17 protein-coding genes and 1 tRNA gene are annotated in these 19,572 nt (G+C 71.9%); 13 read left to right on the top strand and 5 right to left on the bottom strand.

Annotation, left to right across the window (positions count from 1 at the left end; all coding sequences use genetic code 11):
• Positions 1-9: 9 nt before the first annotated feature.
• The 4 genes from nadD (at position 10) to IM770_RS02680 (ending at position 2,344) form a co-directional block, all read left to right on the top strand.
• Positions 10-606 (top strand): nicotinate-nucleotide adenylyltransferase, encoded by a 597-nt coding sequence (gene nadD / locus IM770_RS02695; protein WP_109211199.1) that lies wholly within the window; start codon positions 10-12, stop codon positions 604-606.
• Positions 603-1,820, top strand: a complete 1,218-nt coding sequence (locus IM770_RS02690; protein WP_203579568.1) for a hypothetical protein — start codon at positions 603-605, stop codon at positions 1,818-1,820. The genes nadD and IM770_RS02690 overlap by 4 nt, the downstream gene beginning before the upstream one ends.
• Positions 1,820-2,200 carry a ribosome silencing factor gene (rsfS, locus tag IM770_RS02685; protein WP_203579567.1) on the top strand — a complete coding sequence of 127 codons (381 nt, stop codon included), beginning with the start codon at positions 1,820-1,822 and terminating at the stop codon, positions 2,198-2,200. The genes IM770_RS02690 and rsfS overlap by 1 nt, the downstream gene beginning before the upstream one ends.
• 71 nt (positions 2,201-2,271) lie before the next feature.
• Positions 2,272-2,344: transfer RNA gene (locus IM770_RS02680), tRNA-Ala, on the top strand.
• 111 nt (positions 2,345-2,455) lie between these two features.
• Here IM770_RS02680 and IM770_RS02675 read toward each other — a convergent pair.
• Positions 2,456-3,025, bottom strand: coding sequence for a dihydrofolate reductase family protein (locus tag IM770_RS02675; RefSeq protein ID WP_203579566.1), 570 nt, complete (start codon positions 3,023-3,025; stop codon positions 2,456-2,458).
• A 160-nt stretch (positions 3,026-3,185) separates the two neighbouring features.
• Between IM770_RS02675 and IM770_RS02670 the strand changes: the two genes are divergently transcribed.
• The 5 genes from IM770_RS02670 (at position 3,186) to IM770_RS02650 (ending at position 8,938) form a co-directional block, all read left to right on the top strand.
• On the top strand, positions 3,186-3,662 hold the full coding sequence (locus tag IM770_RS02670) for a VOC family protein (protein ID WP_203579565.1): 477 nt from the start codon (positions 3,186-3,188) through the stop codon (positions 3,660-3,662).
• Positions 3,659-4,798 (top strand): PQQ-dependent sugar dehydrogenase, encoded by a 1,140-nt coding sequence (locus tag IM770_RS02665; protein WP_203579564.1) that lies wholly within the window; start codon positions 3,659-3,661, stop codon positions 4,796-4,798. The genes IM770_RS02670 and IM770_RS02665 overlap by 4 nt, the downstream gene beginning before the upstream one ends.
• A gap of 39 nt (positions 4,799-4,837) precedes the next feature.
• Positions 4,838-5,923, top strand: coding sequence for a zinc-binding metallopeptidase family protein (locus tag IM770_RS02660; RefSeq protein ID WP_203579563.1), 1,086 nt, complete (start codon positions 4,838-4,840; stop codon positions 5,921-5,923).
• Complete coding sequence (locus tag IM770_RS02655) at positions 5,920-7,599, top strand: acyl-CoA dehydrogenase family protein (protein WP_203579562.1); 1,680 nt, start codon at positions 5,920-5,922, stop codon at positions 7,597-7,599. Before IM770_RS02660 ends, IM770_RS02655 begins: the two co-directional genes overlap by 4 nt.
• Positions 7,600-7,729: 130 nt before the next feature.
• Positions 7,730-8,938 (top strand): glycoside hydrolase family 3 N-terminal domain-containing protein, encoded by a 1,209-nt coding sequence (locus IM770_RS02650; protein WP_203579561.1) that lies wholly within the window; start codon positions 7,730-7,732, stop codon positions 8,936-8,938.
• Position 8,939: 1 nt separating this feature from the next.
• Here IM770_RS02650 and IM770_RS02645 read toward each other — a convergent pair whose 3' ends face one another.
• The 4 genes from IM770_RS02645 to IM770_RS02630 form a co-directional block, all read right to left on the bottom strand.
• Entirely contained in the window at positions 8,940-9,809 is an 870-nt protein-coding gene (locus IM770_RS02645; protein WP_307785352.1) for a 3-methyladenine DNA glycosylase, read from the bottom strand.
• A gap of 46 nt (positions 9,810-9,855) precedes the next feature.
• Positions 9,856-10,569: an SOS response-associated peptidase gene (locus IM770_RS02640; protein ID WP_203579560.1), complete on the bottom strand. Its 714-nt coding sequence runs from the start codon at positions 10,567-10,569 to the stop codon at positions 9,856-9,858.
• Between the two features lie 125 nt (positions 10,570-10,694).
• A complete protein-coding gene (locus IM770_RS02635; RefSeq protein WP_203579559.1) occupies positions 10,695-11,750 on the bottom strand; it encodes an App1 family protein phosphatidate phosphatase in 1,056 nt (351 codons plus the stop codon).
• A gap of 12 nt (positions 11,751-11,762) precedes the next feature.
• Entirely contained in the window at positions 11,763-12,431 is a 669-nt protein-coding gene (locus IM770_RS02630; protein ID WP_203579558.1) for a DedA family protein, read from the bottom strand.
• A gap of 42 nt (positions 12,432-12,473) precedes the next feature.
• Here IM770_RS02630 and IM770_RS02625 point away from each other — a divergent pair, with 42 nt between their 5' ends.
• The 4 genes from IM770_RS02625 to IM770_RS02610 all read left to right on the top strand — a co-directional run bounded on the left by IM770_RS02625 (position 12,474) and on the right by IM770_RS02610 (position 19,559).
• Entirely contained in the window at positions 12,474-13,787 is a 1,314-nt protein-coding gene (locus IM770_RS02625) for an anthranilate synthase component I family protein (RefSeq protein ID WP_203579557.1), read from the top strand.
• A gap of 60 nt (positions 13,788-13,847) precedes the next feature.
• Entirely contained in the window at positions 13,848-16,454 is a 2,607-nt protein-coding gene (leuS, locus tag IM770_RS02620) for a leucine--tRNA ligase (protein ID WP_203579556.1), read from the top strand.
• A 91-nt stretch (positions 16,455-16,545) separates the two neighbouring features.
• Complete coding sequence (locus IM770_RS02615) at positions 16,546-17,172, top strand: ComEA family DNA-binding protein (RefSeq protein WP_203579555.1); 627 nt, start codon at positions 16,546-16,548, stop codon at positions 17,170-17,172.
• 2 nt (positions 17,173-17,174) lie between these two features.
• The gene (locus tag IM770_RS02610; RefSeq protein ID WP_307785350.1) at positions 17,175-19,559 is read left to right on the top strand and encodes a ComEC/Rec2 family competence protein; all 2,385 of its coding nucleotides are present in this window, start codon (positions 17,175-17,177) and stop codon (positions 19,557-19,559) included.
• Positions 19,560-19,572: the final 13 nt, after the last annotated feature.

The raw sequence follows: 19,572 nt of genomic DNA, 5'->3' as shown, positions 1-19,572 counted from the left end.
GCTTCCCGCATGTCGGTGACGACAGCCCCCCGGATCGGGGTCATGGGCGGCACATTCGACCCGGTGCATCACGGGCACCTGGTCGCCGCCAGTGAGGTGGCCCAGTGGTTCGACCTCGACGAGGTGGTCTTCGTGCCCACGGGCCAGCCGTGGCAGAAGGAAGACGTCTCGCCGAGCGAGCACCGGTATCTCATGACCGTCATCGCGACGGCATCCAACCCCCGTTTCACGGTCAGCCGCGTCGACATCGACCGCGAGGGACCGACCTACACCATCGACACGCTCCGCGATCTGAAGGCCCAGCGCCCGGACGCGGAGTTGTTCTTCATCACGGGCGCCGACGCCATAGCGCAAATTCTCAGTTGGAGAGACCATGATGAGTTGTGGGATCTCGCCCACTTCGTCGCGGTGTCCAGGCCCGGACACGTTCTGAACACCGACGGTCTGCCCAGCGACGACGTCAGCCAGCTCGAGATCCCCGCCCTCGCCATCTCGTCGACGGATTGCCGTGACCGAGTCCAGCGAGGACACCCCGTGTGGTACCTCGTGCCCGACGGGGTCGTCCAATACATTGCGAAGCACCATCTCTACCGGAGCAAGGAATGAGCACACCCGAGCACCCGGCCACACCAGCCCTCACGCGGAAGCAGATCCGCGAACTGCGGAACACCGGATCGACACCGGTCATCCCGCCGCAGGCCGACGACCACGCCGACGCTGACGCGGCTGACGCCCCCGAGGCGCCGGCCGTCGTCGCCCCGCCGGTCTCGCCGGCCCCCGCGCCCGTCGCCGCAGCACCGTTCCCGCGTCCGGCCGAACCCGCCGCGGTCGCGCCCGCGCCGGTGCCCGACGCCGCCGTCGACCTCGGGGTCTCCCCGCTGACCCGACGCCAGGCCCGACAGCAGGAGCGCATCCGCACCGCGTCGGTGCCGGTCATCACCCCCGAGGTCGTCGCCGCCCACGCGGCCGCTACCACCGGCGCCGCCCCCGCGTTCGCCTTCCCGGCGGCCCCGCCCGCCGTGGCCCCCTTCGCCGAGCCCGAGCGACCGCTCTTCGCGGCCCCGCAGGACGACTCCGCCGGCGTCTCGACCGACAGCGGGATGCACGCGCTGTTCGGCATCCCTCGCGAGGACGCGGCTCCCGCCGCCGCCCCGCGCTGGGAGCCGCCGGCTCCCGCCGCTGCGCCGATCTCGATGCCCGCGTTCGGAACGGGTACCGAGACCCGAGTCGCGGATGACGAGGACGACGACCTTTCCGACGTCTTCGGCGGCGTGGCCGCGCCTGACGAGGACTCCGAAGAGGCCACCGCGCCGAAGGCCGTCAGCCCGATGCTGGGAGCGAACCTGCTCGACCAGACGCCCGTCGCCGCCGCGCCCCAGGCCGTCGACGTCCCGCCGTCGTTCGATCAGCTGCTGTCGCGGACGACCGGGTCGATCGCGATCCCCAACACGCTGATCGTCTCGCAGGCGCCCGAGATCGCACCGCTCGTGGCACCGGTCACGGCGACGGGGGAAGTCCTCGTCACCGGAACGTTCAACCTGCCCGAAGGGCTCGGCTCGACCGGTCACGCCAAGGGCACGGCCGACGGCAAGGAGATCGACGCCACGCTGGTCGACGGCGAGCTGCCGTCGCACTCTTCGCCGACGCCGATCGCCGCCAGCGCGGCGGTGAGCACCGCGAAGGCGCCGGGCGACGTCATCAAGCCGCCTGCGCCCGAGAAGGGCGGCAAGCTCATGATGTCGCTCGCGATCACGGCCGGTGTCCTCGCGCTCGCGCTCGTCGGCGTGCTGATCCTCGCGTTCGCGACAGGAGTCTTCTGATGGTGGCCAGCGCCCAGTCCCACGACATGCTGCAGATCGCCGCGGCCGCCGCGGACGCGAAGGGCGGCGAAGACCTCGTCGCCCTCGACGTGTCGGAGCCGCTTCCGCTCGTCGACGTCTTCCTCCTCGTCACCGGTCGCAGCGAGCGCAACGTCGCCGCCATCGCCGACGAGATCGAGGACAAGCTCCTCGAGGCGGGCCACAAGCGCCTCCGCCGCGAGGGGCGCGAGGAGTCGCGCTGGATCCTGATCGACTTCGGCGACCTGGTCGTGCACGTCTTCCACGAGCAGGAGCGCGTGTACTACGGCCTGGAGCGGCTGTGGAAGGACTGCCCCGTCGTGCCGATCAGCCTGCCGGCGCGCACCGTGGTCGAAGAGTGACGCTGGTACGGAGCATCCTTCCGGGTGTTGTAAGCTAGACGAGTTGCCCCGCGAGAGCGGGAACGACATCTGGGCCTGTGGCGCAGCTGGTAGCGCACCTGCATGGCATGCAGGGGGTCAGGGGTTCGAGTCCCCTCAGGTCCACCGGAAAAGAGGCCGCCCGACAGGGCGGCCTCTTCCGTTTTCGCACCCACCCGCCCGGGCGGAGCGTCTCCGGATCCTCGCCCGACAACGCGGCCGGCGGGTCTGCACCGATCACGACGTCGCTTGCGCAGGCCGATACCTGAGCGCTACTGCTCCTGAGCGCAGCTCGCGGCGATGTACGAGGTCGAGCGGGACTCGTTCCCTCAGGCCGGCGAGCAGCGTGGGTCCGTGCCCGGCCACCACGGGATGCACCAGGAACTCGTACTCGTCGATCAATCCGAGGTCGGCCAGCCCGAGCGGAAGCGTGACTCCGCCCACCCACATCCCCTCACCCGGCTGCTGCTTGAGCTGCGTGATCGCGCGCTCGAGATCCCCCTGCAGCAGTTCGGCGTTCCAGTCGACGTTGGTCAGAGTCCGTGAGACGACATACTTCTTCGCCCGATCGATCGTCTCGGCGAACGGGATCTGCCACCCGGTCATCCATTCCGGCCACGTGCCGGCAGCAGGTCTCCGCCATGCGGACTGCATCATCTCGTAGGTGACGCGGCCGAACAGCAGTGCGTCGGCTTCCGCCAGCTGAGCAGTCCAGTACTGCATCGACTCCTCGTCCGGGGGAAGGCCGGCCTCGTGGTGGCAGCAGGCGTCGAGCGTGACGTTGATCGAGTATCGCAGTGGTCTCATCGCGTTTCCTTCCGTCGCAGCGCGGTGTCACTCATGCAACGAACGAGCCGCGCCGGATCGGACACTTCGTCGCAGCCCATCTCGTGCGGGCGCCGCACGCCCGCGTCATCCGTGTCCGCGCCCATTGCGCCCGCTGGAGCGGTCGGGGAGGGTGGATCGCATGAGCGCTGTGACTCCGTTCCTCTGGTTCGACGACTCCGCCGAGGAGGCTGTCGCGTTCTACACGGCACTCATCCCCGAGTCGGGGATCGTGACGATCGACCGCTACCCGGACGAGGTCCCGGGCATGGGCGGCAAGGTGATGCACGTGCACTTCCGCCTGGGCGGCCGCGACTACTACGGAATGGACGCCGGTCCCCAGTTCCCGTTCACCGAGGCGGTGTCGCTCTACGTGGCGTGCCGTGATCAGGCCGAGGTGGACCGGTACTGGGACGCCCTCACGGCCGAGGGCGGCCAGGAGCAGCCGTGCGGCTGGCTCAAGGACCGCTGGGGGCTCTCGTGGCAGATCATCCCCGATCGCCTGGTGGAGCTGATCCGGCACCCCGACGCCGAGGTTGCCCACCGAGCAGTCCAGGCGATGCTGCGGATGCGGCGGATCGACCTCGCCGTCCTCGAGGCGGCCGTGGCGGACGGATGACGAGACGGCTTCGCTGGGCGGCGGCCGGAGCGATCCTGCTGGCGCTGGCTGCGGCATCCGCCTGCAGCCCGCCCGCCGGCGCCCCCGCGCCCTCGAGCCAGGCTCCATCGGTCGGGCCCAGCCGCACCAGCCCCGGCGAGTCGTGGTGGCGGGTCGGAGCGGTCACCGGCACCCTCGCGTCGAGGCTCGATGCGCCGTGGTCGGTCGTGCCTCTCGCCAGCGGAGGAGCGCTCGTCTCGCAACGCGACGACGGCTCGGTGCGAGAGCTGACGGCCGGTGGCGAACTCCGGACGGTCGGGACGATCCCCGGCGTCGTGTCGGGCGGCGAGTCCGGCCTGCACGGCCTCGCACTCCTCACGGCCGATGAGCCGGCGATGCTGTACGCGTACTTCGGAGCGGCGGACGACAACCGCGTGGTGCGGATGCCGCTCCTCGGCGATCCGGGCGCGCTCACCCTCGGCGAGGCCGAGGTGGTGCTCGACGGCATCCCGCGGGCGAGCACCCACGACGGCGGCCGCCTCGCGTTCGGCCCGGACGGCTACCTGTACGTGACGACGGGCGATGCGCAGCAGCCGGATGCCGCTCAGGACGCCGATGCGCTCGGGGGGAAGATCCTCCGGCTCACCGCTCAGGGCGACCCGGCGCCCGGCAATCCCTGGGGCACACGGGTGTGGTCGATGGGCCACCGCAATGTGCAGGGGATCGCGTGGACGGCCGACGGCACGATGTGGGCGAGCGAGTTCGGCCAGAACACGTGGGATGAGCTCAACCGGATCGAGGCCGGTGCGAACTACGGCTGGCCCGTGGTCGAAGGGAGCGCCGGTCGCGCCGAGTTCGTCGACCCGGTCGCGCAGTGGCCGACCGGCGAGGCGAGCCCCAGTGGCATCGCCGCCGTGGGCGCCACCGTCTTCATGGCGGGGCTGCGCGGGGAGCGGCTGTGGCAGATCGACACGCGCGCGGGAGAGGTGGTGGGCGATCCCGTCGCAGCCCTCGCCGGCGAGCAGGGACGACTCCGCGACGTGGTCGCCCTGCCGGACGGGTCGCTGTGGATCCTCACGAGCAACACCGACGGCCGCGGAGCGCCCCGCGCCGAGGACGACCTGCTGCTGCGGGCGGAGCTGGTCCCGGGGACCTGATGCGTCTTCGGTGGCCGCGCGGGGCGCTACGGTGAGACCGTGACCACGCAGTCCCGCTGTCCGCATTGTCGCCACTTCGTCTATCTGGACACCCTGCGCTGTCCCAATTGCGAGGGCGAGCTCGGCTATCACCTCCCGACCCGCGCGTTCTACGGGATCCGTCACGGTCAGGTCGAGATCGACGGCGACACCTGGTACACGTGCTCGAACCGGGAGTGGGCGTGCAACTGGCTGGTCTGGGAGAACGCGCCGGCGGGTCGCTGCTTCTCCTGTCGGCTCACTCGACGCCGCCCCGCCGCGGACGACACCGTCGCGCTGGAGAAGCTCGCCAAGACGGAGGAGGCGAAGCGCCGGCTCCTGCTGCAGCTCGCGGATCTCGGCCTGCCCATCGTCGGCTGGGACATCCGCACAGGGGGCCTGGGCTTCGACCTCATCTCGAGTCTGTCCGACGGCAAGCCCGTGACGATCGGCCACGCGAACGGCATCATCACGATCGATCTGGCGGAGAGCCTCGACGACCGGCGCGAGGCGCTGCGGGTTCGCCTGGGAGAGCCGTACCGCACCATCCTGGGGCACCTCCGCCACGAGGTCGGCCACTACTACCAGAACGTGCTGCTCACCGACGACGGACTGTGGGCCCGCTGCCGCGATCTCTTCGGCGACGAGCGGGTCAGCTATCGAGACGCGCTGAAGCGCCACTACAAGTTCGGGGCGCCGTCGAACTGGCAGGAGTCGTTCATCTCGGAGTACGCCACGATGCATCCGTGGGAGGACTTCGCCGAGACCTTCGCGCACTATCTCCACATCACCGGCACCCTGCAGACCGCCGCGATCATCGGCATCCATCTCGACGCGTCCGTGACGAATCTGCGCGACACGGATGTGGTGCCGCTCGCCTCGTACGAGGGCGAGCCCATCCAGCGCCTGCTGACGGACTGGGAGTGGATGTCGCAGGGATTCAACCGCATCAATCGCTCCATGGGTTTCGGTGACCTCTATCCCTTCACGATCGTCACGCCGGTGCGGCACAAGCTCGCGTTCGTGCACGACATCGTGACGCGGGCACCCTTGAGCCCAGGAGAGCAGTACGCCCTCGCGATGGTGGGGGAGCAGGAGAAGGCATGACGTCGTTCGCGCGCGGGCAGCGGGTGATCGGCGCGGCGACGCACTACGTCGACAACCAGCCGCCGTGGCGCGTGGACATCGACGAGTATGCGGTCAATGCGCCGCTGCGCGAGGCCGTCGCCGCGTTCGGCGCGGACTGGGCGGATGCGAGCCTCGCCGAGGCGGGGACGATCGTCGGCTCGGGCGCGTTCCAGCGCGACGCGCATTTCGCGAACGTCCACACGCCGGTCGCCCACGCGCACGACCGGTGGGGCTACCGCCTCGACGAGGTGGAATACGACCCCTCGTACCACCGCGTCATCGGCGAGGCGATCGCGCGGGGCGCACACACGTCGGCCTGGGCGGAGCCGCGCCCGGGCGCTCACGTCGCGCGAGCGGCCATGTTCATGCTGTTCGCCCAGGTGGAGCCCGGGCACGCCTGCCCGATCTCGATGACGCACGCCGCCGTCGCCTCGATCGAGGGATCACCCTGGGTGGCCGACGACTGGCTGCCCCGCCTGTACTCGCGGGAGTACGAGCCGCGCCTGCTCACCGAGGAGCCCAAGCGCAGTGCGCTCGTCGGGATGGCGATGACGGAGAAGCAGGGGGGATCCGACGTGCGCGCCGGCACCACCGTGGGCGAGGCGATGGGCGGGCACGCGTACCAGCTCACCGGCCACAAGTGGTTCTGCTCCGCGCCGATGTCGGACGCGTTCCTGGTTCTCGCCCAGACCCGCAGCGGAGGCCGCGACGAGGGACTGTCGTGCCTCTTCGTGCCGCGCATCCTCCCGCACGGAATGCGGAACGTCTTCCGCATCCAGCGGTTGAAGGACAAGCTCGGCAACCGCTCCAACGCCTCGGCCGAGGTCGAGTTCGACGGCACGGTCGGCTTCGTCGTCGGCGACCCCGGACGCGGCGTCCGCACGATCATCGAGATGGTGCAGCGCACCCGCCTGGACTGCGTCCTCGGCACGGCCGCCGGCATGCGGCAGTCGGTGGCCGAGGCGCTGTGGCATGCCCGGGGGCGCGAGGCGTTCGGCGCCCTGCTCGTCGATCAGCCCGCCATGACGTCGGTGCTCGCCGACCTGGCGCTGGAGTACGAGGCGGCGCTCCTCACCGGCATGCGCCTCGCCCAGATGTTCGAGGCCGAGCCATCGGACCACGATCGCGCGCTGCGCCGCCTCGCGACGCCGGTGTCGAAGTACTGGGTGTGCAAGCGCGGACCGCACCACGCCTACGAGGCCCTCGAATGCCTCGGCGGCAACGGCTACACCGAGTCGTTCCCGCTGGCTCGCCGCTATCGCGAGCAGCCGGTGATGGCGATCTGGGAGGGTTCGGGCAACGTCATCGCACTCGACGTGCTGCGCGCGCTGACGCGCGACCCCGAGAGCGGCGAGGCGTTCGCCGACGAGCTCGGGGCGACGGCCGGCGCCTCATCGGTGCTCGATCGGCACGTCGAGCGCACCCTGACGCTGTTGCAGCGAGTCTCCCGTGCCGATCCGGCCGACGCCGCCGCGCAGGCCCGCCGTCTCAGCGAGGGCCTCGCCCTCGCGTTCCAGGCTTCGCTCATGCTCCGCCACGCCCCGTCCGCGCATGCGGATGCGTTCATCGCCGCGCGGCTTGGCGAGGATCGCGGGGCGCAGTACGGCGTGCTGCCGACGGGAACGGATGCCGCGGCTATCGTGGCCCGCCACTGAGCAGCGCCGGAGCGAGGCGCGTGACCGGCGCTGCAGCGTGACCGGCGCCAGGCGGGGTGGAGGCGTGTCCGGTATTCACGCGGGGCGGAGGCGTGACCGGCACCGAGGCCGTCGCGCCTAGGCTGGAGACATGACGACCGCGCGACGCCCCGCCCTGCTGGGGGCGCTCCTCGCGATCACCGCGACGCTGTGCGCAGCCTGCGCGGCCGCCCCTCAGGAGGCGCGGACGCCGACACCCACGGCTCCGCCGAGCGCGCGCCCGACCGCGGCGGCGACCCCGGAAGCAGCCGACCCCGCCGCGGCGGCGGTCGCGGTGATGTCGCTGCGCGACCGCGCCGCCAGCGTCGTCATGGGGCACATCCCCACCACGGATCCGGCCGCGCTCCGCTCCTACATGGAGTCCGACCGCCTCGGGGGATTCCTCGTGATGGGCGCGAACGTCCCCGGCGATCCGGCAGCGCTGCAGGCGCTCACAGCGGCCATGACGATCGATCCCGCTCTGCCGCCGCTGATCGCGATCGACCAGGAGGGCGGCGATGTGTCGCGCCTGCCCTGGGACGACCTGCCCGCGCCGTACGAGCTGCAGCAGGCGGATCCGTCGGCCACGGAGACCGCTTTCGCCGGTCGCGCCGCGCTCGTGCGGCAGGCGGGCATCCCGCTGAACTTCGGGATCGTCGCGGACGTGAGCGCCGACCAGGGCTCGTTCATCCATCGGCGCGCCCTCGGCACGACCCCCGACGCCGCAGCGGCGCGCGTGGCTGCCGCGGTGCGCGGCGAGAAGGGCACCGTCTTCTCGACGCTCAAGCACTTTCCCGGCCATGGCGCCGCGCCGGGCGACTCGCACTCCTCGATCCCGTCGACGGCGATGCCGAAGGACCAGTGGCTCGCAGGCGACGCGGTGCCGTTCCGGGCGGGCATCGACGAGGGCGCGGACCTGCTCATGTACGGCCATCTCGCGTACACCGCCGTCGACCCGGCGCCGGCGAGCATGTCGGCCGAGTGGCATCGCATCGCGCGCGACGAGCTCGGGTTCGACGGCGTCATCGTCACCGACGATCTCGGCATGCTGCAAGCCTCGGGTCTGCCCGAGTACGCCGACCCGGTGGCCAACGCCGTGACCGCGCTCGCGGCCGGCAACGACCTGGTGCTGACGGTCGTCCACTCGACGCCTGAGACGGCGCCCGCGATCGTGGACGGCATCGCGGCGGCGGTCGAATCGGGCGTCCTCGCCGAGGAGCGGCTCGACGAGGCCGCCACGCGCGTCATGGAGCTGCGTCGCGCGCTCGCCGCAGCCGGTGGCGGCGAGCTGCCCTGCACGGCGTGCGAGCCGGAAGGCTGAGTCAGGTCGCGGCAGCGAGCAGCCGCGACCGGATCCCCTGGCCGCGTTCGGCGAACACCCGCTGCGCGCGCACGTAGGCCGCCTTCCCCTCAGCCGTCTCGATCGGGACCGGCTCATACCCCCGGTCGGAGAGGTCGTAGGGCGAAGCGCGCATGTCGAGGACCCGGATGTCGCGCGCGAGCTCGAACGCGTCCAGCAGCAGATCGCCCGGCACGAGGGGGCCGAGCTTGACCGCCCACTTGTAGAGGTCCATCCCGGCGTGCAGGCAGCCGGGCTGCTCGAGATCGACCTGACGTTCGCGCGTCGGCTGGTCGCGGTTGCGCGGCACCGCGGCGGGGGTGAAGAAGCGGAACGCGTCGAAGTGCGTGCAGCGCAGATCGTGCGCTTCGACGACCGCGTCGGTCGCGTCCTGCCCCAGACGCAGCGGAACAGGATGCCGGTGCTCCGGCTGCCGGTAGACCATCGCCCATTCGTGCAGACCGAAGCAGCCGAAGCCGGGCGCGCGGTCCGCCGTCGCCCGGAGGATGCGCCCCACGTTGGCCACGAGCGCGCCTCGCTCCGACCGGAAGCCCTCACCGTCGACGACCACCGAGCCGGGAACCGTGCCCGCGCGGTACCAGCGCCACGTCGCACGGGCGTCGGCTGCGGCATCCGCCAGCTCCACGCCCTCGCCCGGATGCCACCGGTGCAGTACCGCCGGCTTGTAGGAGTAGTACGTGAAGAGGAAGTCCTCGACGGGGTGCGCTTCGCGGCGGGCGGCGCGCTCTCGGTGCGCCCGCGTCAGCGCTCGGGCCCGCTCTTCGTGGGCGGCTTCCCGGTCACGCCACAGGGCGGCCGGCAGCACCGGCGCGGCGGGGAGGGCGGTCGTCACCGTTCGAGGATACGCGGGCGCTCCCGAGGTGCGGCTGCGAGCGGCGTCAGGACTCCGCGGGCTCGATGAGCTCGGGGGAGTTGTTGCGGACGTTGCCGACCGCCTTGGACACCTCGTGGTCTTCGAGCGTGTCGGCGAGGGCGGGCGCGGCGTCGATCGCGGCGTCGAGTACGTCGCGGACGTTGTCGGTCGTCGGATCCAGCCACGCGTCGGCGTGATCGGGATCGAGGAACAGCGGCATGCGGTCGTGGATCGAGCCGAGGTGCCCGATCGAGTCGCGGGTGAGGATCGTGAAGCTCAGCAGCCAGCGCTCGGGATCGTCGTCGCCCTTGGTCTTGTCGCGCCACCACTCGTAGAGCCCCGCGAGGAAGAGCGGCTCGCCGTCGGCCGGATGGATGTAGTGCGGGATCTTGACCCCGTCGACGTTCTTCCATTCGTAGTAGCCAGATGTCGGCACCACCGCGCGCCGCTTCTCGAGGGCGCTGCGGAACATCGGCTTGTCTTCGAGTTCCTCCGCCCGGGCGTTGAAGGCGCGGGCGCCGATCTTCGTGTCTTTGGCCCACGACGGGATGAGCCCCCACCGTGCGGCCTCCAGTCGCCGGGTCGGTGGCTCGGACTTCGCGGAGTCGAGCACGATCGCAACGCTGTTGGTGGGCGCCACGTTGAAGGAGGGGGCGGGCAGATCGTCGCCCTCGACATCGACGCGCAGGACACCGACGAGGTCGGAACCGGCGTTGGCCACTACGAAGCGTCCGCACATGCCGCCAGCCTACGCGCGGGCACCGACGCCGGTCGCCGGAGGCCCGGGGCGCCGGGGACGGCGGGGCCCCCCGCGGACCGGGTGCCGCGGACGGCGGGCCCCGCGGACCGGGTGCCGCGGAGGGGTCAGGCCTCGATCGTCCCCGCGCTGCCGAGCACGCCGACGTCCTCGAGCCGCTCGAGCAGGCCCGCGCCGTCGTTGTCGCTCACCCAGGGCACCTCGGCCGCTGCGTGGTCGTTGACGGCCGTGCGGCCGCCGGCGAGCACCGCCTCGGCGGGGGACAGGCGGCGGATCGCGACGGCCACCACCTGCGACGGGTGCTCGTCGGTGAAGGTGGTGTAGATCTCATCGTCGTGCTGGCCGTCATCGCCCACGAGCAGCCAGCGCACGTCGGGGAACTCGTCGGCCAGGCGGCGCAGGTTCGACAGCTTGTGCGCCTTGCCGCTGCGGAACCAGCGGTCGTGGGTGGGCCCCCAGTCGGTCAGCAGGAGCGAGCCGGGCGGGAAGACGTGACGGCTGAGGAAGCGGATGAGCGTGGGCGCGATGTTCCAGGCGCCCGTCGAGAGGTAGACCAGCGGGGCGCCGGGGTTCTCGCGGACGACGCGCTCCATGAGCACGGCCATGCCCGGCACCGGCTGACGCGCGTGCTCGTTGACGACGAACGAGTTCCAGGCGGCGAGCAGCGGACGGGGGAGCGCGGTGACCATGACGGTGTCGTCGACGTCCGACACGATGCCGAACCGCACGTCGGGTCCGACGACGAAGACGCGGGTCTCGACAGGCTCGCCGTTCTCGACGGTCATGGTGAAGGTCTGCCAGCCAGGTTCGAGCTGCGCCGGCAGACGCGTGTCGATCACCCCGCCGCGGTCCGCCACCACCTCGTGCTCGATGCCGGCGATCGTGACGGTGACCTGCGCATACCCGATGGGCACCGCGGCGAAGCTGCGCCAGCCGCGCACCCCGGCGTACTCGCCGGACTCGGTCTGCTTCACCGGCGGGACGATCATCACCCGGCCGAGTACGCGCACCCAGCCGGGGCCGCCGTAGCCGGGGAAGGGCGCGACGGTCGGGATCTGGCCGCGCCTGCGCGCGCGGCGCTCGCGCCACGCGTGGAACCGGTACTCCAGGCGCGCGAGCCAGAGCACTTTGGCGCGCACCGGTGGGGAATCGGTCTGGGGCATCAGTTCAGTCTTTCACGTCTCCACCGACGACTCGTCCGGACCCTCGCGGTCGAGGTGCTTGCTCTCGGCGCGCTCGATGACCTTCTTGCTCACGTACACGAGCAGCAGGAAGAGGACGATGACGCCCACGAAGATGTACCCGGCGTAGTGGAGCTGGTCGGCGAGCTCCCGGTACGTGCCCGCCGCCAGCGCCGCGACCGAGATGTAGAGCGTCGACCAGATGACGCACGCGGGCACCGTCCAGGCGAGGAAGCGCCGATAGGGGTAGCCGCTCATCCCGACCGTGAGCGGCACCAGCGAGTGCAGCACCGGCAGGAAGCGGGAGATGAAGATCGCCGGTCCGCCGCGCCGGCGCAGGTAGCGCTCCGAGCGCTCCCAGTTCTCCTCGCCGATGCGCCGGCCGAGGCGAGAATGGCGGATCCTCGGACCCAGGAAGCGCCCGAGCGCGAAGCCGATGCTCTCGCCCACGAGTGCCCCCAGCACCACGACGATGCCGAGGATGATGCCCTCCCACAGGGATGCGACCGCCGTCCCGGCGACGATCACGATCGTGTCGCCCGGGACGATGAGGCCGATGAGCACGCTCGTCTCGAGCATGATCGCGAGCCCCGCCAGCAGAGTCCTGACGACCGGGTCGACGCTCTGAACGGCGTCGAGCAGCCAGGTCAGGAACTCGTTCACGCCACGAGCCTAGAGGCCCGGGCGTCGCTCTAACCTGGGAACATGTCGGACCCCCTCGCCTCTGCGGACGTCGCGCACTGGGCGGATCCGGCATCCGTCTTCGCCGCGATCTTCGCCCACGAGCCCCACGCGTTCTGGCTCGATGCCGGTCCCGACGCCGCCGAGGGCTGGAGCTGGATGGGTGCGGGCCCGCCCGCCGATCCGAGGCAGCTGAGGGCGGTCGTGTGCGCCGGTGGCCTGCGCGACGACGAGCAGGGGCTGTTCCGGGGCGGCTGGGTCGGCTGGACCGGGTACGACGACGCCGCGGCGCGGGCCGGCGCCCCCGCCTCACGCGGCGACGACGCCGTTCCGCAGGAACGATGGCTGCGGGTCGAGCGACTCGTCGCCTTCCACCACGCGACCCGCCGCGCACGGGCGTTCGCGGCACCCGACGAGGTGGCGGCACTGGCCGCCGCCGTCGCATCCGCTGCGCCCGCGCCGTCGAACGGCCCGGCCGCCGTGATCGGCTCCGCGCGCGGCCGCCATCTCCCCGATGAGTACGCCGCGCTCATCGAGCGCTGCCGCGACGCCATCCGCGAGGGCGATGCGTATCAGCTGTGCCTCACGACGCGCTTCGAGGTCGAGGCATCCGTCGATCCGCTCGCAGCGTACGCCCGCCTGCGCGCGGCGACGCCCGCCCACCACGGCGGCTTCATCCGCTCCGGCGACGTCGCACTCCTGAGCGCGAGCCCCGAGCGATTCCTCCACGTCGAGCCGGGGCCGGACGGCTCCGGGCTGGTGAGGACGCGCCCGATCAAGGGCACCCGTCCCCGCGGGACGGATGCCGCGGCCGACGCCGCGCTGGCCGCCGAGCTCAGCGCGAGCGAGAAGGAGCGTGCCGAGAACGTCATGATCGTCGACCTCATGCGCAACGACCTGTCGCGCGTCTGCGTCGACGGCACGGTGGGCGTCGACGCGCTCCTGGAGGTCGAGTCGTACCCCGCCGTGCACCAGCTGGTGAGCACGGTGTCGGGGCGGCTCGCGCCGGGGACGACCTTCGATGCGCTGCTGGCGGCGACCTTCCCGGCCGGGTCGATGACGGGCGCCCCGAAGCTCTCGGCGATGACGATCCTCCACGACCTCGAGAACGCGCCGCGCGGCGTGTTCTCGGGATGCTTCGGCTGGGTCGGCGACGACGGCGCCCTCGACCTCGCCATGGTGATCCGCTCGATCGTGGTGACGCCGGAGCTGGCCTATGTGGGGGCGGGCGGCGGCATCACGTGGGGATCGGATGCCGCGGCCGAGGTCGCCGAGGTGGGCATCAAGGCGCGCGGGCCCCTGGCCGCACTCGGCGCCTCCCTCCCGCCGGGTTGGTGAGCACCCCCGTCCGCTAATCTGGAAGACGCGCTTCGCGCGCTGCGCGCTTTCCGGCATTCCATGATTGGTGCTTCCCTCGTGAGTCAGACCGAAACCCCCGACACCTCTGCGCCCGCCGAGGGCTACGACGCCTATGCGATCCAGCAGAAGTGGCAGGCGCGCTGGGCCGAGGCGGACCCCTTCCGTGCGGGCGGCCAGGACGACACCCGTCCGCGCAAGTACGTGCTCGGCATGTTCCCGTACCCCTCCGGCGACCTGCACATGGGCCACGCCGAGAACTACGCGTACGTCGACGTCGTCGCGCGCTTCTGGCGCCACCGCGGATACAACGTCCTCAACCCGATCGGCTGGGACTCGTTCGGGCTCCCCGCCGAGAACGCGGCCATCAAGGGCGGCGCCGGCTCCGACCCCCGCGAGTGGACATACGCCAACATCGACCAGCACAAGAAGAGCTTCCACGAGTACGGATCCTCGTACGACTGGTCGCGCATCCTGCACACGAGCGACCCCGAGTACTACCGCTGGAACCAGTGGCTGTTCCAGCGCCTGTACGAGCGCGGGCTGGCGTACCGCAAGGCGAGCCCGGTCAACTGGTGCCCGAACGATCAGACGGTCCTCGCGAACGAGCAGGTCGTCGACGGCCACTGCGAACGCTGCGGCGCCGAGGTGGTCAAGAAGAACCTGACGCAGTGGTACTTCAAGATCACCGACTACGCCGACCGGCTGCTCGACGACCTCAACCAGCTCGAGGGGTTCTGGCCGCAGAAGGTGCTGCGCATGCAGCGCAACTGGATCGGACGCTCGGTGGGCGCCGACATCGACTTCGAGATCGAGGGGCGCGCCGACAAGGTCACCGTCTTCTCGACGCGTCCCGACACGCTGCACGGCGCGACCTTCATGGTCGTGGCCCCCGACAGCGACCTGGCAGCCGAACTCGCCGCGGGCTCGACCGCCGAGGTGCGCATGCGCTTCCAGGACTACCTGGAGCGGGTGCAGCGCGAGACCGACATCGAGCGTCAGTCGACCGACCGCCCCAAGACCGGCGTGTTCCTCGACCGGTACGCGATCAACCCCGTGAACGGCGAGCGGCTCCCGATCTGGGCCGCCGACTATGTGCTCGCCGACTACGGCCACGGTGCCGTCATGGCCGTGCCCGCGCACGACCAGCGCGACCTCGACTTCGCTCGCGCCTTCGATCTGCCGGTGAAGGTCGTGGTCGACACCACCGCCCCGATCACCGGCGCCATCCCCGTCATCGAGCTCGACGACGACGGCGTGCCGATCGATCCCGGCCCGCTCGAGACCCTCGACGACATCGATCCCGCCCGGACGGGCATCGCACTGACCGGCGAAGGCCGCCTCATCAACTCCGGGGCGCTCGACGGGCTGTCCAAGCGCAACGCCATCGCCCGCATCATCGAGCAGCTCGCGGCGGCCGGCACCGGCCGCGCGGCGAAGTCGTACCGCCTGCGCGACTGGCTGATCTCGCGGCAGCGCTTCTGGGGCACTCCGATCCCCATGATCCACACGCAGGACGGCCGCATCGTCCCGGTGCCTGAAGACCAGCTCCCGCTCGAGCTGCCCGATGCGCGAGGGCTCGATCTGAAGCCGAAGGGGACGTCGCCGCTGGGCGGCGCGACCGAGTGGATGCAGACGACCGACCCCGAGACCGGCGAGCCGGCGCTGCGCGACCCCGACACGATGGACACGTTCGTCGACAGCTCGTGGTACTTCCTGCGCTTCCTGGCGCCGAACGACTCCTCCCAGCCGTTCCCGTCGTCCGAGGCGAACCGCTGGGCTCCCGTCGACTCGTACATCGGCGGTGTCGAGCACGCGATCCTGCACCTGCTGTACGCGCGCTTCATCACGAAGGTGCTCTTCGACATGGGGCTGATCGACTTCACCGAGCCCTTCACGAGCCTGATCAACCAGGGCATGGTGCTGCTGGGCGGGTCGAAGATGTCGAAGTCGAAGGGCAACCTCGTCGAGTTCGCCTCGAGCATGGTCGACCCCGGTGCCGACGCGTCGCGCGTGGCGATGGTGTTCGCCGGCCCCGTCGAGGACGACATCAACTGGGAGGACGTCTCGACCACGGGCGCCCAGAAGTTCCTCGCCCGCGCCTGGCGTGTGGCGCACGACGTCAGCAGTGACCCCGACGTCGTGTGGGCCGACGGCGACGCGGCGCTCCGCCGAGTGACCCATCGCCTCCTGGCGGAGGCTCCCGGACTCGTCGAACAGACGAAGTTCAACGTGGTCGTCGCGCGCCTGATGGAACTCGTCAACGCGACCCGGAAGGTGATCGACACCGGAGCCGGGCCCGCGGATCCGGCCGTTCGCGAGGCCGCAGAGGCCACCGCGATGATCCTCGATCTCTTCGCACCCCACACCGCCGAGGAGATGTGGGAGATCCTCGGCTACGACGGCTTCGTCGGTCTCGTGCCGTGGCGGACCGCCGATGCGACCCTCTTGGTGGAGGAGAGCGTGACGGCGGTCGTGCAGATCGACGGCAAGGTGCGCGGCACCCTCCAGGTGCCCGCGCGCATCGATGCCGCTGAGCTCGAGCGGCTCGCCCGCGCCGACGAGAAGGTCGTGCGCTCCCTCGCGGGCCGCGAGATCACCCGCGCGGTCGTGCGTCCGCCCAAGGTCGTGAGCTTCAGCACGCACTGACCCTCCTCCACAGGAGCGCGCGGTCCCGGGGTGTCCACATCCCGGGACCGCGGTGCGTCTCGCGCCGGTGCCGGGCTTCTAGCGTGAGTCCGTGACAGCCGGTGATGTCGACGGGGAGGGGGCGACGGATGCCGCATCCGCGCGGCGGCGGCTGGGCGCCGGGGCCGTCGTGGTGCTGGTGGTGGCCGCGCTGGCGGTGACGGTCGGGATCGGGATCGTCCGCGGTGCGATCGCGCCGGTCGAGCAGGTGGTCGTCGAGGCGACCCCTTCCGCGGCGGCCGAGGCGACCGCGGAGCTGTACGTGCACGTGTCGGGTGCGGTCCGGTCTCCCGGGCTCTACGTCCTCGTTGCCGGAGCACGTGCCGTCGACGCGATCGCGGCGGCCGGCGGCTTCGCGGACGACGCCGACCGCGGGGCCGTGAACCTCGCCCGCACGCTCGACGACGGCGAGCAGCTGGCTGTCCCGCGCCAGGGCGAGGCCGCGGCGACCGTGACGGGCGCCGCAGGCCCGCCAGGCGCCGCGGGCGCGCTCGTCGACCTCAACACCGCGGATGCGGCACAGCTCGAGACGCTGCCGCGCATCGGGCCGGCACTCGCGGAGCGCATCGTCTCGTGGCGTGAGGACAACGGCGGCTTCACGAGCGTGGAGGATCTGCTCGCCGTGCCGGGCATCGGCGACAAGATGCTCGAGGCGCTGCGCGACCTGGTGCGGGTGTGAAGGTGCGGCAGCGGGCCGGGCTCCGGCTGGCACCCGTCGCCGCGGCGACGTGGGCGGCCGCCGCGTTCGCGATCCTCGTGCCCGTCGCGTCGCCCTGGCTCGCCGTGACGCTGTGGGCGACGGTCGCGGCGGCAATGGTGACGGTGCTCCGCCTCGGCGGGCAGGGCAGGGTATCCGCCGGTCCTCGTCCGGACCGGCTCCGCGTCCGCCGGGACAGGCTCCGACGCGTGCTCGTCATCTTCGCGCTGGCGGCAGCCGCGTCGGCCGCAGCGGCGTCGCACGTCGCCTGGAGCCTGCCCGACCGGGCCGACGTGGCGGAGCTCGCGCTCGGCGGCGGCCGGGCCGTCGACGTGCGTGCGACGGTCGTCGGGAAGGTCGAGCGGCGCGCGGATGGCAGCCTGTCGTTCGACGCACGCTCGTCGCGGGTGACGACCGGCGACGAGGCACGCCGTGCCGAGATCGAGGTCGCGGTGCGCGTCCGGCCAGATGACGTCGACGACCTCGCGGGACTCGATGTCGGGGCGAGCGTGGACGCCAAAGGCACAGCCCAGCCCGCGCGGGCGGGGGAGCGGGCGGTGCTGGTGCTCTGGGCGTCACGTGGCGTAGAGGTGCGGCAGCCGCCGGTCGGCGCCGCCCGCGTCGCGGCCGATCTGCGCCGCGGCCTCGTGGGCGCCGTGCGCGGGCTGCCCGGCGAAGGCGCAGGACTGGTGCCGGGGCTGGCGGTCGGCGACACCTCCGTCGTATCGCCGACGCTCGACGCCGCGATGAAGGAGGCGTCCCTGTCGCACCTGACCGCGGTGTCGGGAGCGAACTGCGCGCTCGTCGTCGGCATCGCCTTCACGGTGGCCGCGGTGTGCGGTGCGTCGCGCGGGGCACGGGTCGCGTGCGGCATCGGCGCGCTGGTCGGATTCGTGCTGCTCGTGACACCGGAGCCCAGCGTCGTGCGGGCCGGCGCGATGGCGGCGATCGCCATGCTGGCGGTCCTCCTCGGCCGCACCGGGGCGGGAGTGGCGGTGCTCTCGACGGCGGTGGCTCTCCTGCTCGTGCTGGATCCGTGGCTGGCAGCCTCGCTCGGCTTCGCCCTCTCGGTCGCGGCGACCGGCTCGCTGCTGCTGGGCACGCGTCCGCTGGCGACCGGGCTCGCGCGCGCGGTGCCCCGGCCGCTGGCGCTCGCGATCGCCGTTCCGCTGGCCGCGCAGCTCGCCTGCGGTCCGCTCCTGATCCTGATCCAGCCGACGGTGCCGGTCTACGGCGTCCTGGCCAACATGATCGCCGGCCCCGCGGCACCGGCGGCCACCGTCCTCGGCTTGGCGGCGTGCCTGAGCGCACCGCTGCCGTGGCTGCAGTCCGGTCTCGCGGCGATGGCGTGGCTTCCCGCGTCGTGGATCGCGGCGACGGCGACGACGGCGGCGGGGCTGCCCGCCGACGCCATGCCGTGGCTCGAGGGGTGGCCGGGTGCAGTGGCGCTGGCGCTGCTCGGCCTCGCGATCGGGCTGGCCATCACTCTCGCCCGCGGCGGCACCTCCCGCCGGCGATTCGCTCGGGTCGCCTCGATCGTGATCGTCGCCGTGGTCGGGGGCACCGGGCTGGGTGCCGGCGCGCTGACCACCGTCGCCGGACGATGGACCCTGCCCGCGGACTGGTCCGTGCTGGCGTGCGATGTCGGTCAGGGCGACGCCGTGCTGCTCCGGTCTGCGGGCGCCGTCGCCCTCGTCGACACCGGGCCGGCGCCGGAACCGCTCGCCGCCTGCCTGTCCCGGGCCGGGATCGACAGGGTGGACCTGCTGGTGCTCACGCACGGCGACCTCGACCATGTCGGCGGTCTCGACACCGTGCGAGGTCGGGTGGGAACGGTTCTCCACGGGCCCACTGATGCGGACGCCGCGGAACTGATCGCCTCACTGGCCGCCGAGGGTGCGCGAACCCTGGAGGTGTCGACAGGGGTGACAGGGTCACTCGGCGAGGCACGATGGCGGGTGCTCTGGCCGAAGCCTGAGAGCCGTGCCTTCCCCGTCGGCAACGACGCGAGTGTCGTGCTCGACGTCCGAGGCGGCGGCATCCCGGCGACCCTGCTGCTCGGCGACCTCTCCGCATCTCCGCAGCGCCTGCTGCACGCCTCGGGCGCTCTCGCGCCGCCGTATGCGGTGGTCAAGGTCGCGCACCACGGCAGCGCCGACCAGGACGCCGAGATCTACACCCGCGCGCAGGCGGCCGTCGCGCTCATCACCGTGGGGACCGACAACGACTACGACCACCCGCGCGACGAGGCGCTCGACATCCTCCGCGCCGTGGGCGCGCGCGTCCACCGGACCGACAGGGAGGGCATCATCGCGCTCTGGCCGTCGGCGGGAGACGACGTGAACGTGTGGCGGGAGCGCGGCGGCTGATCGCGCAGCGTTC

The organism is Microbacterium hibisci (genome assembly GCF_015278255.1).
Taxonomy (GTDB): domain Bacteria; phylum Actinomycetota; class Actinomycetes; order Actinomycetales; family Microbacteriaceae; genus Microbacterium; species Microbacterium hibisci.
The sequence above is the reverse complement of the archived record's forward strand: the minus strand, read 5'-3'. Positions and strand labels throughout refer to the sequence as shown.

Coding starts and splice junctions, on each gene's coding strand:
- nadD (WP_109211199.1), top strand. CDS start 10: ATGTCGGTGACGACAGCCCCCCGGATCGGGGTCATGGGCGGCACATTC.
- IM770_RS02690 (WP_203579568.1), top strand. CDS start 603: ATGAGCACACCCGAGCACCCGGCCACACCAGCCCTCACGCGGAAGCAG.
- rsfS (WP_203579567.1), top strand. CDS start 1,820: ATGGTGGCCAGCGCCCAGTCCCACGACATGCTGCAGATCGCCGCGGCC.
- IM770_RS02675 (WP_203579566.1), bottom strand. CDS start 3,025: ATGAGACCACTGCGATACTCGATCAACGTCACGCTCGACGCCTGCTGC.
- IM770_RS02670 (WP_203579565.1), top strand. CDS start 3,186: ATGAGCGCTGTGACTCCGTTCCTCTGGTTCGACGACTCCGCCGAGGAG.
- IM770_RS02665 (WP_203579564.1), top strand. CDS start 3,659: ATGACGAGACGGCTTCGCTGGGCGGCGGCCGGAGCGATCCTGCTGGCG.
- IM770_RS02655 (WP_203579562.1), top strand. CDS start 5,920: ATGACGTCGTTCGCGCGCGGGCAGCGGGTGATCGGCGCGGCGACGCAC.
- IM770_RS02650 (WP_203579561.1), top strand. CDS start 7,730: ATGACGACCGCGCGACGCCCCGCCCTGCTGGGGGCGCTCCTCGCGATC.
- IM770_RS02640 (WP_203579560.1), bottom strand. CDS start 10,569: ATGTGCGGACGCTTCGTAGTGGCCAACGCCGGTTCCGACCTCGTCGGT.
- IM770_RS02635 (WP_203579559.1), bottom strand. CDS start 11,750: ATGCCCCAGACCGATTCCCCACCGGTGCGCGCCAAAGTGCTCTGGCTC.
- IM770_RS02625 (WP_203579557.1), top strand. CDS start 12,474: ATGTCGGACCCCCTCGCCTCTGCGGACGTCGCGCACTGGGCGGATCCG.
- leuS (WP_203579556.1), top strand. CDS start 13,848: ATGATTGGTGCTTCCCTCGTGAGTCAGACCGAAACCCCCGACACCTCT.